Genomic DNA, 16,906 nt, shown 5'->3' on the forward strand with positions numbered 1-16,906 from the left:
CATCGAGCAGACCACATGACGCAGGGGCAGGAGCAAGCCGACCCGGCCTGCTCCCGCCCCCGCGTCCCCTCGCGCTCAGCGCGCCAGGCGCACCGTCGCGATCTCGAACGGGCGCAGCTCGAGCCGCACGTCGGCCGACTCCGCCTCGACGGAGCTCTCGATGCGGACCTGCTCGGTCGGGCGCTCCATCAGGTCGGTGCGGGTGACCGCCCGGACGGCGAAAGCGGCGCGGAGGGTCGCTGCGGCGCGGCCGCCGAGCGACTCGTAGAGCCGCACGATCACGTCGCCGCTCCCGTCGTCCGCCGCCTTCACGGCCTCGACGATCACCGAGGGGTCGTCGATCGACACCAGGGGAGCGACGGGCGCGGCGCCGGTGAGCCTGCGGACCGGGGTGTTCAGCGCGTAGCCGGCCTCGACGGCGTCGGGCAGATCGGCGCCGACCACGAGCGAGACGGCGAGGCGGTGGCGGCCCTGGTCGGCGTCCGGGTCGGGGAACAGCGGCGCGCGCAGGAGCGAGAGCCGGACCGTGGTCGTCGGGGTGCCGGCCGCGGCGCGGTCGCGGGTGATGTCGTGCCCGTAGGTGGAGTCGTTGACGACCGCGACGCCGAAGCCCGGCTCGCCGACGTGCACCCAGCGGTGCGCGACGGTCTCGAAGCGGGCGGCGTCCCACGTCGTGTTCACGTGGGTCGGGCGGTGCACGTGGCCGAACTGGATCTCGGACGTCGCCCGGTCCGAGAGCAGGTCGAGCGGGAAGGCGAGCTTGAGCAGCTTGCGGCGCTCGTGCCAGTCGATGTCGAGGTCGAGGTCGACGGCCGCCCGGCCGATCTGCAGCGAGACGGTCTGCACGACCGTGGAGCCGCCGAACGAGCGGGTGATCACGACCGCCGGCACCTCGCGGCCGAGCGGGTCGCTCACGGTGCCGGCGCGGACCGAGTCGACGCCGACGAGGTCCTCCACCGTGCGGCGGTAGTTGTCGTCGAGGTCCCAGGCGTCCCACTTGTTCGGGGTGTCGCGGTGGAGCTGGAGGAGCCCCGCGGCGGCGCCGGCGGGCACGACCTCCCGGCCGCTCGCGAGGTCCACGACCGACTCGAGGAGCCCGGAGGCGCCGATCCGCACCCGGACGAGCCCGTTGTCGAGGACGTGGGCGTCGCCGTCGGAGCGGAGCGTCGGGGCCGAGTGCTCCGCGGCGGGGTCGGCCGCGGCCGCGCCGAGCGCCGGCACGCCCCCGACGGGGAAGGGGGAGGAGTTCACCAGCAGCTCCGCGGAGCCCTCGCCGGCGAGGGCCCGGACGGTCTCGGCGATCATCTCCTCGATCCGCTGCGCGATGCGGGCGTAGTTCTCCTCCGCCTCGCGGTGCACCCAGGCGATGGAGGTGCCGGGCAGGATGTCGTGGAACTGCTGCAGGAGGACCGTCCGCCACATCTCGCGCAGCTCGTCGGCCGGGTACGGGACCCCGGCGCGGACGAGGGCCGTGGTCGCCCACAGCTCGATCTCGCGGAGCAGGTGCTCGCTGCGGCGGTTGCCCTGCTTGGTGCGCGCCTGCGACGTGTAGGTGCCGCGGTGGAACTCGAGGTAGAGCTCGCCCGACCAGGTGGGCGCGTCCGGGTACTCGGCCTGCGCCTCCTCGAAGAAGCGGCGGGGTGTGGACAGCTCGACGGTCGGCGAGCCCTCGAGGCTGCGCGTGCGGCGGGCGGCCGCGATCATCTCGCGGTTGGGGCCTCCTCCGCCGTCGCCGTAGCCGAAGGGCACGAGCGACATGGTGCCGCTGCCCTTCTCGGCGTACTGGCGCTCGGCTCGGGCGAGGTCCTCTCCGGAGAGGTCGGAGTTGTAGAGGTCGACGGGCGGGAAGTGCGTGAACACGCGGGTGCCGTCGATGCCCTCCCACCAGAAGGTGTGGTGGGGCATCGTGTTGGTCTCGTTCCACGAGATCTTCTGCGTGAGGAACCAGCGCCCGCCCGCTCCGGCGATGATCTGCGGCAGCGCGGCGGAGTAGCCGAAGGAGTCCGGGAGCCAGACCTCCTCCGTGTCGATCCCGAACTCGTCGAGGAAGAAGCGCTTGCCCTCGAGCAGCTGGCGCACGAGCGCCTCGCCGCCGGGCATGTTCGTGTCCGACTCGACCCACATCCCGCCGACCGGCACGAAGCGGCCCGCGAGCACGTGGCCGCGGACGCGCTCGAACAGCTCCGGGTGGTCGCGCTTCAGCCACGCGTACTGCTGCGCGGAGGAGGCGGCGAAGACGAAGCCCTCCTCGCGCTCGATCAGGTCGCAGACGTTCGAGAAGGTGCGGGCCACCTTGCGGGCGGTCTCGCGGGCGGGCCAGAGCCAGGCGGAGTCGATGTGGGCGTGGCCGACGGCGTGCAGGTGGTGCGCGCTGGCCGAGGCGGGCCGCTCGAGGACGGTCCGCAGCGCCTCCCGGCCGGCGGCGGCGGTGCCGGACACGTCGTCCGGATCGAGGACGTCGACGGCGCGGTCGAGGGCGCGCACGATCTCGGCGCGGCGCTGGGAGGACTCGGGCAGCTGCCCGATCAGCCCGACGAGCACGGCCATGTCCTGCTCCAGCTCCCAGACCTCCCGGTCGAGCAGTCCGAGCTCGAGACGGCGGAGGCGGTAGAGCGGGTCGGACGGCAGGGCGCCGTCGGCGGGGCGGCCGCCGAGCGCCGTGGGGGTGAAGGACCAGTCGCCGGTGATGTTCGGGTTGGCGGCGGCCTCGATGTAGAGCTCGACCGTGCGGTCGCCCGCCTCGCGGCCGGGCAGCCGGTCGAGCGGGACCGACTGGTTGAACGGCTCGACGGCCTTCACGACCGTGCCGGTCGCGGTGAAGACGAGCCCCTCCGCCTCGAAGCCGGACTGGGCGCCGGTGTAGCCGAGGTCGACGACGAGCTCGGGCTCGCAGCCGTCGACGCCGACCCACGAGGCGGGGATCTCGCCGCGCACGTGGAACCACACGGTGCCCCAGGGGGCACCCCACGGCTCCCCGATGCGGGCGGGCGCGTAGGACGCGGCCCGCGCCTGGTCGAAGGGGACCGGCTCGCCCGGAGCGGTCCACGACTCGATCCCGAGCGGCTCGACCGCCCGGTGGATCGCCGGCCGGAGGCTCTCGGCGCGGAAGCGGGCGATGCGGGCTTCGATGCGGGTGCTGTCGTCATGCATGCGTTCTGGTGCTCGTTCCGTGTGCAGTGGGGGAGGGCGGCGGCGCGGAGGGCGCCGCCGCCCGGGGTCAGGAGGCGATGACGACGCGGTGCCCGTCGGGGAAGACGGCCACCTTCCGCCAGGTGTCGCCGGAGCGCTCCCAGCCCTCGTTGACCTGCCCGGCCGGAGGGGTCGGGATGGTCTCGGGGGCGCGGGCGACCGTGGTGTAGCCGGCCGCGCGCTCCACCCGGCCGCGGCCGAGCTCGAACGAGGTCAGGCGTCCGTCGTCGACGATCAGCGAGCCCTCGTCCACTCCCGCGGCGCCGCGCTCGATGAACGGGTTCACGAGGCGCGTCTGCGAGGAGTCGCTGCCCAGCACGATCGCCTTCTGCTGCGGGAAGCGGCCGAGGCTGAGCCCGTAGAAGCCGCCGAGGACGGTGAGGTTGCGCACCTCGAAGTCGGCCCCGCCGTTCGTCAGGCCGACGCCGAGGCAGTTCGCGCCCGAGGTCGGGAAGAAGTTCGGGTTCACGATCATGTGGCTCGTGCCGGCCTCGATCAGCACCTCCCAGCCGTCGCGGGAGCCCTCCGAGCGGAAGTTGATCAGGGTCAGGCCGGAGTTGACCGAGCGCCGGTTCTCGTTGCGGATCGACCGGAGGCCGACCGTGCCGCCGATGGCCTGGCAGTCGAGCAGCGTCATGTTCGTCGGCGCGAGGAGGAAGCCGCCGAGGCCGGGGCTGATCGCCTCGACGTTGGTCATCGAGCCGCCGATGGAGGCCTTGCCCGAGTCCTCCACGCCCCAGCCCGCGGGGGCGACGATCTTGATCTTGTTCCAGGAGTTGGCGTACGAGTACTCGTCGTCGACGCCCGAGACGAAGGTGGCGCGCTCGCGGAAGATGCCCGACTTGCCGGTCTTCTGGATCCACAGGTTGCGGAACTCGCAGTTGACCAGCGAGCGCAGCGACATCCCGTGGCCGCCGGAGGGCGTGCCCGTCATCTCGAAGTCGGCGAGGACGACGCCGGTGGCCTTGTTGTTGTTGGCGGGACCGGCCGCGTCGCCCGTCTGGCCGGAGACGGTGAAGATGTCGCGGGTCGAGCCCTCGATCTGGACGATCCTCGTCTGGCGCATGCCGGCGCCGACGATCTTCGGCCCGGCGTAGCCGTAGGGCGGCCCGTTCTCGGGCTGCACCGGGTAGCCGCGGTAGTCGACCGCGAGGCCCGTCACCCGGATCTCGCCGGCGGGGAGTGACACCTCGCCGCCCGGAGCGGTCATCGCCTTGTCGATGGCCGCCTGCACCGCGCGGGTGTTGTCGGCGCCGGCGCGGTCGTCCCAGCGGAACTCCTTGTCGAGCGGCGAGATCGGCCCCTCGGTGACGCTCAGGCGCTTCTTCTGCCCGGGAGCGTCGGCCGGGGGCGCGGCGGCGGCCGGAGTGGCGGCGCCGACGGCCCCTGCCGCGCCGGCGAGGGCGGCGGCGCCCCCGGCGAGGAAGAGGCGGCGCGAGTTGTCGGGCCTGCGCTGCGGATCGTGCTCGGGCTGCTGATCGGGCTTGTGCTGCCGATCGGGCCTCGGGGAGGCCGTGGTCTGGTTGTCTGGGTCTGCGGGATTCATCATCGTCGACGTTCCGCCCTCTCTCGCCCCGGATGGGCGTACGGCGATCCTTCGTCATCGGTAGCCTGAGGTCAAGACGTAATACCTATTACCAGGATGAAGCGGGGGTGTCCGGGTGCCGCGGATCACGCAGAAGGACATCGCGCGTCTCGCGGGAGTCAGCCAGACGACGGTGTCGTTCGTGCTCAACGACAAGGGCGAGCAGCTCGCCCGGGTCCCGGAGGCGACGCGGGCGCGGATCCTCAAGGCGATCCAGGAGACGGGGTACGTCGCCGACCCCATCGCGCGCCGCCTCAAGCAGGTCGGCACCGGCATGATCGGCGTCTACACCTACGAGAGCCTGTTCCCGCTCGACCGCGAGGACTTCTTCCACCCGTTCCTCGCCGGCATCGAGGAGGAGGCGCAGAACCGCGACATCGACCTCCTCCTGCTGACCAGCGGCCGCGTCGGCGGCCGCCGCGGCGGCCTGAGCGGCGGCGCCACCCGGCTGCGCCTGGCCGACTCCTGCATCCTCCTCGGGCAGCGCATGCCCCGCGAGGAGCTCGAGTTCCTCAACGCGAGCGGCTTCTCCTTCGTCAGCATCGGCCGCCGCGACGACGCCGGCGGGCCCGTGCCCTACGTGGCCGCCGACTACGCGTCGATCGTCCGCGAGCTGATCTCCTGCGCACGCGCCCTCGGCCACACCCGCTTCGCCTACGCCGGCCACGGCGAGGGCGTCGAGTCGTACACCGACCGCATGGCCGGCGCGAGGGCCGAGCTCGGCGACGGCTTCCTCCACCTCGTGCCGGGGCCGGAGGCGTCGCCGCGGGAGTGGATCCGCCGGATCGCCGCCGAGGGCGTCACGGTCGTCCTCGCCGAGCAGGAGGAGCAGTTCGTCCTCCTGCAGGAGGCCGCCGAGGCCGAGGGGGTGGCGGTGCCGGGCGACCTGTCGCTGGTGTCGCTCTCCGGATCGGCCGACCGCACCGGCTGGCAGGCCGGCTTCGAGCTGCCCCGGCGCGACATGGGGCGCCGCGCCGTGCACATCCTCATCGAGGGCGACCCCGCGAGACGGGAGCAGCAGCTCCTCCGCTGCACGCTCGTCGACGGCGCCTCCCTGGCCGCGGCCCCGGCCTGACCGGCCGGCCCTGACCGCTCGGCCCTGAACGGCCGGGCTCAGCCCGAGTGGTGGCGCCCGATCGGCAGCACCAGCGGCGTCCGCGAGACCGGGTCCTCGATCACGCGCGACTCCATCCCGAACACCGCGCGCACCGTCTCCGGCGTCACCACCTCGGCGGGCGTGCCCGACGCGTACAGGGCGCCGTCGCGCACGGCGACGAGGTGGTCGGCGTAGCGGGCGGCGAGGTTGAGGTCGTGCAGCACGATCACGATGGTCGTCCCGCGCGAGCGGTTGAGGTCGGTGAGCAGGTCGAGCACCTCGACCTGGTGCGACACGTCGAGGTAGGTCGTCGGCTCGTCCAGGAGGAGCACGTCGGTCCGCTGAGCGAGGGCCATCGCGATCCACACCCGCTGGCGCTGCCCGCCCGAGAGCTCGTCCACGGGGCGGTCGGCGAGCTCGAGCGTGCCGGTGTCGCGCAGCGCCTCCTCGACGATCGCGTCGTCGTCCGATCCGGAGCCGCGGCCGAACAGGCCCCGGTGCGGGTAGCGGCCCCGGGCGACCAGGTCGGAGACAGCGATCCCCTCCGGCGCGATCGGGGTCTGCGGCAGCAGCCCCACCTGCTGCGCGACCTGGCGCGTCGGGAGCCGGTGGATCGCGCGCCCGTCGAGCAGGACGCTCCCCGAGCGCGGGGTGATCAGCCGCGCCATCGCGCGCAGGAGCGTCGACTTGCCGCAGGCGTTCGCGCCGACGATCACCGTGATCCGGCCGGGCGGCACGGCGAGCGAGAGCCCGTCGACCACGACGCGCTCGTCGTAGGCGAGGGTGACCGCGTCGGCGGCGAGGGTGGGCGGGGCGTCGGTCACAGGGAGCCTCCGGAGCGGTTGCGGCGGGCGAGGAGCCAGAGCAGGAAGGGCGCGCCGAGGGCGCCGGTGACGACGCCGACCGGGAAGCGCGCGCCCGAGAACAGCGCGCCGACGACGTACTGGGCGAGCAGGTCGGCGGCGAGCACCACGACCGCGCCGACCAGGGCGGAGGGGATCAGCAGCGTGCGCGCGCTCGGCAGGATCCGCCGCGCGATCGGCCCCGAGACGAAGGCGACGAACGCGATCGGGCCGGTGGCGGCGGTCGCGACGGCCACGAGGCCGACTCCGACCGCGAGCAGGGCCAGCCGGCTGCGCCGCACGTCGAGCCCGAGCGCGGTCGCCGACTCGTCGCCGAGCTGCAGCACGCCGAGCCGGCCCGAGAGCAGCAGCGCCAGCGGCACCAGCACGAGCATCGTCAGCGCGAGCGGCGGGACGGAGGGCCAGGCGGCCGAGTTGAGGCTGCCGGTCAGCCAGCGCAGCGACTCCTGGACGTCCTCGAAGTCGGCGCGGGTCTGCACGTAGGCGATCACGCTCTGGAACATCGCCGCGACGCCGATGCCGATGAGGATCAGCCGCGCCCCGATCACTCCGCCGCCCTCGGCCAGCCCGGCGATGATCAGGGCCGTCGCGAGCCCGGCCGCGACCGCGATCACCGAGACCGCGCCGCCCGAGAGCCCGAAGAACGCGATCGCGACGACGGCCGCCGCGCTCGCCCCCGACGTGATGCCGATGATGTCGGGGCTGGCGAGGGCGTTGCGCAGCATCGTCTGGAAGATCACGCCGCCCATCCCGAAGCCCACGCCCACCAGGACGGCCGTGATGGTGCGCGGCAGCCGCAGCGTGCCCACGGTGAAGGAGGCGCCCGGCACGGTCTCGCCGAGGATCACGCGGACGACCTGCGGCACCGAGTAGACCGTGCTGCCGACCGTGAGCGAGACGACGACGAGCGCCAGCGCGAGCACCGCGAGGACCGCGCAGCCGATGACCGTGCGCCGACGGCGCAGCGTGCGGCCGGCCGCGATGCCGACCGCGGCGGGCGCCTCCGCGGTCCTCACAGCGCCCGCACCTTCGAGCGGCGCACGATCGCGATGAGCACCGGGGCGCCGATCAGCGCGGTCACGATGCCCACCTCGACGTCGCTCGGCCGGGCGACCACGCGGCCGACCACGTCGGCGACGAGCAGCAGCAGGGCGCCGAGCAGAGCGGAGGAGGGCAGCAGCCAGGCGTGCGCGGGGCCGGTGACGCGGCGGGCGAGGTGCGGGACGACCAGGCCGATGAATCCGATCGGTCCGGCGATCGCGGTCGCGGCGCCGCAGAGCAGCACGGCCGCGAGCCCCGCGACCAGGCGGATGCGCCCCACGCGCCGGCCGAGGCCGGTCGCCAGGTCGTCGCCGAGCGCCAGGGCGTCGAGCCCTCGCGCGCTGGAGAGGGCCAGCACCGCGCCGACCGCGAGGAACGGGAGGACCTGCAGGATGCTCGCGGTCTCGGCGCCGCCGACTCCGCCGACCTGCCAGAAGCGGAAGCGGTTCAGCGTGGTCTCCTGGGTGAGCAGGACCGCGCTGATGAGGGAGGTGAGCGCGGCGGCGGTGGCGGCTCCGGCGAGGGCGAGCTTCAGCGGAGTGGCGCCCTCGCGGCCGAGCGACGCGACCGCGTAGACGAACGCCCCGGCGGCGGCGGCTCCGAGGAACGCGAGCCAGATGAACTGCGGCAGGCTCGTCGCGCCGACCCCGGCGATCCCGAGCACGACCGCGAGCGAGGCGCCCGAGTTGAGGCCGAGGATGCCCGGATCGGCGAGCGGGTTGCGGGTCAGGCCCTGCATCACGGCTCCGGCGAGCCCGAGCGCGGCGCCGACCAGGACCGCGAGGACCGTCCGCGGCACCCGCCCCTGCACCGCCGCGTCGACGATGGACGCCGGATCGGGCGAAGTCAGCGCCGGCCAGACCTCGCCGAGCGGGATCTCGCGGGAGCCGTACACGAGCGAGAGGACCGACGCGACGGCCAGCGCGACGAGGGCGACCGCCAGCGCGGTCGCCCTCGTCTTCCGGGTGGGTGCGGTGCGGGTCACGACACCTTGTCGGCGGCCGCGGCGAGGCCGGCGGTGTACTCGTCGAGCACCCACGGGATGCTGAGCAGGTTCGGCGACGAGGTGGCCATGGCGGCGGAGGAGCCGTCCTCCAGCACGTAGACGGAGCCGCGCTCGACGGCCGGGATCTTGGAGAGCAGCGGGTCGGCCTGCAGTGCGGCGAGGGTCGTGTCGTCGCCGTAGACGACGAGCACGTCGGCGTCGAGCTGGTCGGCGTTCTCCGAGCTGATGGTGCCGCTGAACGCCTCCGAGTCGCCGGAGAGCTCGGCGACGCTCGGGGCGACGTCGAGACCGAGGTCCTCGACGAACTTCACGCGCGCGTCGTTCGGCGTGTAGTAGGTGAAGGTGCTCGCGTCGGTCGGGTCGTACCAGCCGTACATGAACGTGGTGCCCGCGAGCTGCGGGTAGGACGCGGTGGTCTGCGTGATGTCGCTCTCGATCTCGCCGACCTTCGCGACGGCCTCGTCCTCGAGGCCCAGTGCGGCGCCGTCGAGCTTCGCGGAGTCCTGCCAGGTCGTGCCCCAGGGCAGGCCCGGGTAGGCGACGGTGGGGGCGATCTGGCTGAGGGTGTCGTAGTCCTGCCGGGTGATGCCGGAGTAGGCCGAGAGGATCACGGTCGGGCTGAGGTCCGAGATCGCCTCGAAGGGCACGCCGTCGGTCTCGTCGAACAGGGTCGGGGTCTCGGCGCCGGAGGCGTCGAGCGCCTCCTTCGTCCACACCAGCAGGCCGTCGCCGTCCTCGTCGCCGTAGGAGGCGCGGGTGAAGCCGACCGGGGTCACACCCAGCGCGAGCGCCACGTCCTGGTTGGTCCAGCTCGTCGCGACGACGCGGTCGGCCGACTCGACGGTGGTGCTGCCGAAGGCGTGGTCGACGGTGACGGGGAAGCCCTCGCTGCTCTCGGCGGCGCTGCTCTCGGACGTGCCCTCGGAGCCGGCGTCGGCTCCTCCCGAGCAGGCGGTGAGCAGCAGCGCGGCGAGGCCGAGCGAGGCGACGGCGGTCAGGCGGAGGGGGGTGCGAGTGGCGGGCACGGCGATCCTTCGAAGGGGGTGGTGTGGGTTGCGAAGGTTAACCTAACCTAACCGCCTGGACGGGGCCAGTGGCCGGTGGGATCAGCGGCGGTGGGACGCGACCAGGCGGCGCAGGTGCTCGCGGGGAGCGTCGACGATCCGGACGGGGTCGTCGAGCACGAGCGTTGTGCGCTCGGATCCGTACTCGGGCCAGCCGGCGTCGCCCGTCGCCGCGAAGGCGGCCCAGCGCGACGAGACCTCGTCGCTGAGGCGCTGCGGGGCGGGCCCGATCGTGCCACGGGCGTCGTCGAGGCTGCGGAAGAGGAAGGGCAGCTCGAGGGAGTGGGTCGCGCCGCGGGAGTCGTCGGCGCGCCAGGCGAACAGGGCGGCGCGCGTCGATCCGGTCGCTGCGGCCCGGGCGTCGAGCAGCCGCAGACTCGGCTGCCGGTAGATCTCGTCGGCGAGGCATGCCTCCAGGGCCTCGGCGTCCGAGGGGGTGCGGCCCAGGTCGGCCGCCAGAGCCTCTCGATAGGCCCCCGCGTCCCCTCCCGGAAGCAGGTCGGCGACGTGCCGGTCGAGCTGTGCGCGCAGCTCGACGGAGTCGGGAGCCCGGAGGTCGACGGAGCCCGAGCCCTCGTTGACGTTCGTCGTCACGACGAGATCCACTCCGCTCGAGGCTCCCGCCGCGACGGCGGACACCGGGTCGCGGGTCAGCAGGCGGCCGTCGAGGCCCGCCCGGAACACGGCGACGGTGTTCGGACCCGCGGCCGAGCGGCGGGCGAGCAGGCGGTCCTGCGCCTCGATCAGGCGAGGCCAGGGCAGGTCGAGGAGCCGCTCCGGCGGCGCGCCGAGCAGGTCCAGCAGCTCCGCCGTCGCCTCCTCGCCGTACTCGCGGGACCCGACGCGCTCGGGGTTCGCGCTCTGCAGCACTGCTCGCGCGAAGAGGCCCTCGGCGCGGGGCGCTGCGAGCAGCATCGCGGCCGACGTCGCGCCGGCGGACTGGCCGGCCAGCGTGATCCGACCGGGGTCTCCTCCGAACGCCGCGATCTCGTCGCGGACCCACTCGAGCGCGGCGACGGTGTCGTGCAGGCCCGCGTTCGCGGAGTCGCGGTACTCGTGGCCGAGGAGGTGGTCCACGGTGAGGAATCCGAGCGCGCCGAGCCGGTGGCCGAGCGCCACGACGACGGTGCCGGTCCGGGCGGCGAGCCGTGCTCCGTCGCAGAAGGGCTCGGAGGGGGAGCCGGCGACGTGCAGCCCCCCGTGGATCCAGACGATCACCGGGCAGGCCTCGGCTGCCTCCGGCGTCCAGACGTTCACGGTCAGGCAGCCGGTCTCGCTTCCACCCGACGTCTGCGGAGCCCGCGGTCCGGGCTCCAGCGCCTCGCGCCGTCCGCTCCAGGCCTCGAGCGGCGGAGCCGGGAGGAAGCGCCGGGGGTCGCCCGCGTAGGGCACCCCGAGGAACGCGTGCGCCGCTCCGTCCGGCGTCTCGACGGTCCGCCCGAGCAGCCGGCCGGCGGAGACGACGGCCTCAGCCATCGCGCCCTCCGGGCTGCAGGAGCACCGGCCCGTGCCCGGGCGAGAGGGTGCTCTGCAGCACGAGGGAGGACGCTCCGACGGCGGCCGCGTCGCGCGGGTTGCTCGAGAGCTCGACCTCGATCGGGTGGGCCCGGCGGGCGAAGCGGCGCTCGTCGAGGCGGGCGCGGATCGCGCGGGTGTGGATCGATCCGGCGATGGCGACTCCGGGGCCGGTGAGGACCAGCTCGTCGAGGTCGAACAGGTTGGCCAGGATCAGAGCGCCGTCGGCCAGGTGCCCGGCCGCGCGCTCGATCAGGGCGAGGGCCGCCGGATGGCCGTTGATCGCCGCCAGGCTGAGCACGTCGAAGTCGCGGGCGTGCTCCTCGGCGCGGAAGGCGAGGTCGAGGTCGGCGAACGCGGCGCGGTCGGAGCGCGCCTCCTCCACGACCACCGTCGGCGAGGCGTACCGCTCGAGGCAGCCGATGTTGCCGCAGAAGCACTCGCGCCCGCCCGGCACGATCGTGACGTGGCCGATCTCGACCGCGTTCGAGCTCGCCCCGCGCAGCAGTGCGCCGTCGAGGACGACGCCGGCCCCGATGCCGGTGCCGACGTAGATGCTCCCGAAGGTGCGGTGCCGCGAGACGCCGCGGCTCCAGAACTCGCCGATCGCGGCGGCGGCGGCGTCGTTGTCGAGCAGGATCGGCGCGCCCAGACCGGCGCCGAGCTCCTGGCGGAGCGGGTGGTCGCGCCAGTGGTGCAGCGTCGGCGGGCCGAGGACGCGGCCCGCGGCCTGGTCGATCGGGCCGGGAGCGACGACCGCCACGCCCGCGATCGAGCCGCGGTCGATCCCGGTCCCGCGGATGAAGTCGTCGTAGGCCCGGACCAGGCGCGCGGTGACCTCCTCCGGGGAGGCGAGCGCGGCGCCGTCGATCTGCTGGCGTGCGATCACGCCTCCGCCCGTGTCGGTCGCGACCAGGGTGATCGACTCGAAGCCGAGCTGCAGGCCGATGGCGATCCTCGCCCGCGCGTTGATCTCGAGCAGCTGCCGCGGCTTGCCCCCGGTCGAGGTCGAGCCGGTCTGGCGGACGATGCCGTCGGTGAGGAGCTTGCGCACGATCATCGAGATGGCGGGCTGGGTGAGGCCGGTCGCGGCGGTCAGCTCGACGCGGCTGATCGGCCCGGAGGAGCGGATCAGGTCCACGACGAGGGCGCGGCTCCCGGGGGCCGCGGGTGTCGATTCGCGCCGTGCCATGCCGTCACCTCCCGTTCCGCTCGTCAGCGTACGGGACGGCTCCGGCGCCGATCGGCCCCCTACTCTGGACGGGCGACGAAGGGCGGTGGCGATGACGCGGACGAGACCGATCGGCCTGGCCCTGGTGCGGGCGACCGAGATCATGGGCGCGGAGCCGTACTTCCACGAGTTCATCGCCGGTGTCGAGCGGGCGGTCCGCCCCTCGGGCTACTCGGTGCTCCTCAACGTCCTGCCCGACGCCGACGCCGAGCTCGCGACCTATCGGCGGTGGAGCGAGGACGGCGAGGTGAGCGGCGTGATCCTGGTCGACCTCGAGGACGGGGATCCGCGGCCGGAGTTCGTGCGCGGCCTCGGCCTCCCCGCCGTCGTGATCGGCCCGCCGAGCGCCGCCGTCGGCTTCCGCGCGGTGTGGACGGACGACGACAACGCGATGCGCGCGGCCGTCGACTTCCTCGCCGGTCAGGGCCACTCCCGGCTCGGCCGCGTCGCCGGACCCGCGGAGCTGCTGCACACGCGCATCCGCGAGGAGACGTTCGCGCAGGAGTGCGCGCGGCACGGAGTGTCCGGACCGACGGCCGGGGGCGACTACTCGCGGGCCTCCGGGGCCCGTGCTCTGGCGGCCCTGCTCGACGGCGACGAGCGGCCGACGGCGGTCGTCTTCGACAGCGACCTGATGGCGCTCGGCGGACTCGACGAGGCCCGCGATCGCGGTCTCGCCGTCCCGGGCGAGCTCTCGCTCCTCGCCTGGGACGACTCCGCGCAGTGCCAGCTCAGCGAGCCCCCGCTCTCGGCGGTCTCGCACGACGTGCAGGTCATCGGGATGCTCGCCGGCCGGGAGCTCCTGGCCGGCATCGCGGGTGGCGAGAGCCGTGCGATCAGCAGCCCCGCCGTCGTGATCGTCCCGCGCGGATCCACGGGCGCGCCGGCGGCCTGAGCATCTCCGACCGTCGGTCGACGGCCGTCGCCACGCCCCGCGTGCTCGAACTGCCGTCTCGATTCGTTACATAAATTATTTACTTTTGATATTGACCTCGACGGGCAGGACAGGGGAGTCTGTCCGAGGACCGGCCGACGAGGGCGGGGCGACGAGCCCCGATCCCGAGAGCGGAACGACGCGAGCCGGTCCTCCACCCCGGTCGAAGGAGCCCTGGAACACACATGACCCGTGCCGCAGCACCGTCCGCCCCGAGGCGCTCCCGCCTCCGCTCGGCCCTCGCCGGCGGAGCGATCGCCGCCGTCGTCGCCTCGACCCTCGTCGCGACCGCGTCCTCCGCCCAGGCCGCGCCGGCCGACTGGACCAGCGCCAACACCGCGTTCGTCCAGCGCGACGGCAGCGCCCTCACCCTCGACGGCGAGCGCTTCCGTGCCAGCGGGACGAACATCTACTGGCTCGGCCTCGACGAGAACGTCGGCGGGATCGACTACCCGACCTACTTCCGCATCAAAGACGCCCTCGACACGGCGGCCGGGCTCGGTGTCACCGTCGTGCGCTCGCACATGATGACGTCGACCAGCCAGGACGACGCCGACCCGCTCGCGCTGATGCCGCGGCTCGGCGAGTACAACGAGGAGGCGTTCCGCACCATCGACTTCGCGGTCGCCTACGCGGGCACCCTCGGCATCCGCCTGGTGCTGCCGCTCACCGACCAGTGGGAGTACTACCACGGCGGTCACCGCGACTTCACGACTCCGCTCGGCCTCGAGTCGGACGACTTCTACACCGACCCGGCCGCGATCGCGGCATACCAGGACTACGTCGACCACGTGCTCGACCACACGAACACGATCACCGGGACGCGCTTCGTCGACGACCCGACGATCATGGCGTGGGAGCTGGGCAACGAGCTCGAGGGCATGACCCGCGAGTGGATCGACGCCCAGGTCGCGCACCTGAAGGAGAAGGCCCCGGAGCAGCTCGTCGCCGCCGGCCGCCGCTTCGACATCGATCCCGACACCCTCGCGTCGCCGGACCTCGACATCGTCGACGTTCACTACTACCCGCCGACCGCCGAGCGGGTCTCGGCCGACGCGCGGACCGTCGCGGACGCGGGCAAGGTCTACATCGCGGGGGAGTACGCCTCGACGGCCGCCTCCGCCACGCTTCTCGACGCGGCCGCGGCCGACCGGAACGTCTCGGGCATGTTCTTCTGGTCGCTGTTCGGGAACAACGACCGCGGGGGCTTCGTCCCGCACGACGACGGCTTCACCCTCCACTACCCGGGCGATTCGGCGCGGGAGCGGGAGAGCGTGGACGCGGTCGAGCGCTACAGCGCGGCCGTCGGCAGCACGCCCGGCCGGCACGAGCTCGGCGCCCCGCTCGTCACGGCCCTCGACCAGGTGTACGGCATCACCACCGTCTCGTGGCGCGGGACCGCGGGAGCGCAGGGCTATCTCGTGCAGCGCTCGGTCGACGGCGGTGCCTGGAGCGACGTGACCGACGGCGCCGTCTCCGCCTCCGCCTCCCCGGTCACCGACTACGACTCGCCCGACGGAGCGCGCTACCGCGTGGTCGCGGTCGGCGAGGGCGATCGCCCCGGCCCCGCCTCCGACCCCGTGGCCGCGCCCGAGGCCGGCACGGTGCTCGTCGACCCGCTGCAGACCTGGACCCTCAGCTCGGCACACGAGAACGCGCGGCTCGAGCCGACGCCGGCCGGCGGAGTCGTCGCCGCGACGGGCGCTGCGAGCATCACCTGGCAGCGCGACGGCGTGACCGCCGCCGAGTTCCTCCTCTCGGACCCCTCGGCCGCGACCGTCTCGACGAGCACCGACGGGACGACCTGGACTCCGGCCGCGACCACGGTCGACGGCGGCGCCCTCCGAGCGGACGGCCTCGACGGCGACGCCGTCCGCCTCTCCTGGAGCGGCAGCGCCACCCTCGAGCGCGCCACCGTCACGAGCGCGGCGGAGGCGGTGGCCCTCGCCGACCCGCTCGACGACTTCTCGAAGGTGTCGGCCCGCACGGGCAGCCTCGCGATCGACTCCGGCTCGCCCGCGCAGTTCGGCGGAGACGTCTCTCGCGTGAAGCGCGAGAGCACCGATCCGGCGAGCCTCACCTGGAGCTTCGACGACATCAGCGGCGCCGACGTGACGGCCTGGTACTGGCCCGACCAGCCGGTCGCCCCGCTCACCGTGGAGGGCTCGGCCGACGGTGCGACGTGGGCGCCGATCGCGGTCGACACCCGCGGCGGCACCGGGAACTGGAAGCAGTACACGCTGTCGGTGCGCGGCCTCTCCGGCGTGAACCAGCTGCGCGTCTCGTGGCCGCAGGGCCCGGGCGAGGCGTGGACGCCGCAGATCGGCTCCGTGAACCTCTTCTCGCCGAACGCCGCTCCGCTCGGCGCCCCGGCCGCCCCCGCGCTCGTCGCGCCGGCCGCCGGCGCCGACGGGATCACCGCGACCCCCGCGTTCTCGTGGGAGCCCGCCGCCGACGCCGCGTTCTACCGCTTCACCCTCTCGGCATCGGAGGACCTCTCCGACCCGATCGTGGAGACGACCGGGCTCACCGCGACCACCGTCCGCCCGGACGTCGACCTCGCCCCCGAGACGCGCTACTCCTGGCGGGTGACCGCCGTGAACGGCGTCGGCTCCGCCGTGTCCGAGGTCCGCTCGTTCGAGACCTCGGCCGTGCCGACGGAGCCCGTCGTGGTCGACGACTTCGAGGGCTACGCCGACGACGCGGCGGTCCGCGAGGCCTACGTCCGGAACAGCGGGGGCGGCACCATCGCGCCGACGCTGGTGCCCTCCGGCGCCGGCAGCGCCGCGCGCTTCGACTACGACACGGGCACGGCCGGCTACGCGGGCGTCGTGAAGACGTTCGATGCTCCGCAGAACTGGTGGGGCTACTCCGGGCTGACCCTCGACGTGGACGCCGCGGCCCCGTTCTCGGTGCAGTTCGTCGCGAACGGCGCCTACTGGGAGGCCTCCGTCACCCCGGCGACGGAGGGGCCGACCGTCGTCCCCTTCTCAGCCTTCGCTCCGCCGTCGTGGGCCCCGGAGGCCGATCTCGACCTGACCTCGGTGACCCGGTACGCCCTCTACGTGAACGGATCGGGGACCGGAGTCCTCACCGTCGACGACGTGGCGACGGTGGTCGCCGCCGGACCCGCCCCGACGCCGACGCCGACCGCTCCGCCCACGACGACGCCGACCACCCCGCCGACGACGACGCCCACCGCACCGCCGACGACTCCCACCGCGCCGCCGACGGCCGGACCCTCGCCCCACCCCCACGTGCCGTCGTGGCTGGAGTCGCTGGTGCGCCAGTACCTCCCGACGATCCGGCACTGGTGGCAGGCCCGTCACTGACCTCCGTCCCGCACCCACTGCACTCACCGTCGCACCGCGACGCCCTACCG

The 16,906-nt window shown here is 73.9% G+C and carries 11 protein-coding genes; 3 read left to right on the forward strand and 8 right to left on the reverse strand.

The annotated features are described in order from the left end of the window. Nucleotides 1-75 precede the first annotated feature (75 nt). A complete protein-coding gene (locus C5C49_RS11205; protein ID WP_104346186.1) occupies nt 76-3,150 on the reverse strand; it encodes a glycoside hydrolase family 38 C-terminal domain-containing protein in 3,075 nt (1,024 codons plus the stop codon). A gap of 67 nt (nt 3,151-3,217) precedes the next feature. After that, nucleotides 3,218-4,738, reverse strand: a complete 1,521-nt coding sequence (locus tag C5C49_RS11210) for a hypothetical protein (RefSeq protein WP_104234018.1) — start codon at nt 4,736-4,738, stop codon at nt 3,218-3,220. A 112-nt stretch (nt 4,739-4,850) separates the two neighbouring features. Between C5C49_RS11210 and C5C49_RS11215 the strand changes: the two genes are divergently transcribed. After that, on the forward strand, nt 4,851-5,849 hold the full coding sequence (locus C5C49_RS11215) for a LacI family DNA-binding transcriptional regulator (protein ID WP_104346187.1): 999 nt from the start codon (nt 4,851-4,853) through the stop codon (nt 5,847-5,849). Nucleotides 5,850-5,887: 38 nt separating this feature from the next. Here C5C49_RS11215 and C5C49_RS11220 read toward each other — a convergent pair whose 3' ends face one another. The 6 genes from C5C49_RS11220 to C5C49_RS11245 all read right to left on the reverse strand — a co-directional run bounded on the left by C5C49_RS11220 (nt 5,888) and on the right by C5C49_RS11245 (nt 12,551). Continuing rightward, a complete protein-coding gene (locus C5C49_RS11220) occupies nt 5,888-6,694 on the reverse strand; it encodes an ABC transporter ATP-binding protein (protein WP_104224308.1) in 807 nt (268 codons plus the stop codon). Continuing rightward, nucleotides 6,691-7,749: an iron chelate uptake ABC transporter family permease subunit gene (locus C5C49_RS11225; protein WP_104346188.1), complete on the reverse strand. Its 1,059-nt coding sequence runs from the start codon at nt 7,747-7,749 to the stop codon at nt 6,691-6,693. The genes C5C49_RS11220 and C5C49_RS11225 overlap by 4 nt, the downstream gene beginning before the upstream one ends. After that, complete coding sequence (locus tag C5C49_RS11230) at nt 7,746-8,759, reverse strand: iron ABC transporter permease (RefSeq protein WP_104346189.1); 1,014 nt, start codon at nt 8,757-8,759, stop codon at nt 7,746-7,748. Before C5C49_RS11230 ends, C5C49_RS11225 begins: the two co-directional genes overlap by 4 nt. Beyond that, the gene (locus tag C5C49_RS11235) at nt 8,756-9,805 is read right to left on the reverse strand and encodes an iron-siderophore ABC transporter substrate-binding protein (protein WP_181027213.1); all 1,050 of its coding nucleotides are present in this window, start codon (nt 9,803-9,805) and stop codon (nt 8,756-8,758) included. The genes C5C49_RS11230 and C5C49_RS11235 overlap by 4 nt, the downstream gene beginning before the upstream one ends. 81 nt (nt 9,806-9,886) lie before the next feature. After that, a complete protein-coding gene (locus tag C5C49_RS11240; RefSeq protein ID WP_104247754.1) occupies nt 9,887-11,320 on the reverse strand; it encodes a carboxylesterase/lipase family protein in 1,434 nt (477 codons plus the stop codon). Beyond that, complete coding sequence (locus C5C49_RS11245; RefSeq protein ID WP_104247753.1) at nt 11,313-12,551, reverse strand: ROK family transcriptional regulator; 1,239 nt, start codon at nt 12,549-12,551, stop codon at nt 11,313-11,315. The genes C5C49_RS11240 and C5C49_RS11245 overlap by 8 nt, the downstream gene beginning before the upstream one ends. Nucleotides 12,552-12,642: 91 nt before the next feature. Between C5C49_RS11245 and C5C49_RS11250 the strand changes: the two genes are divergently transcribed. Both C5C49_RS11250 and C5C49_RS11255 read left to right on the forward strand, forming a co-directional pair. Then, nucleotides 12,643-13,485, forward strand: coding sequence for a LacI family DNA-binding transcriptional regulator (locus C5C49_RS11250; protein WP_208543581.1), 843 nt, complete (start codon nt 12,643-12,645; stop codon nt 13,483-13,485). 224 nt (nt 13,486-13,709) lie between these two features. After that, nucleotides 13,710-16,856 (forward strand): cellulase family glycosylhydrolase, encoded by a 3,147-nt coding sequence (locus C5C49_RS11255; RefSeq protein ID WP_104346190.1) that lies wholly within the window; start codon nt 13,710-13,712, stop codon nt 16,854-16,856. The last annotated feature ends 50 nt before the right edge of the window (nt 16,857-16,906 follow it).

It is taken from the genome of Rathayibacter sp. AY1E2 (assembly GCF_002932325.1).
GTDB lineage: Bacteria > Actinomycetota > Actinomycetes > Actinomycetales > Microbacteriaceae > Rathayibacter.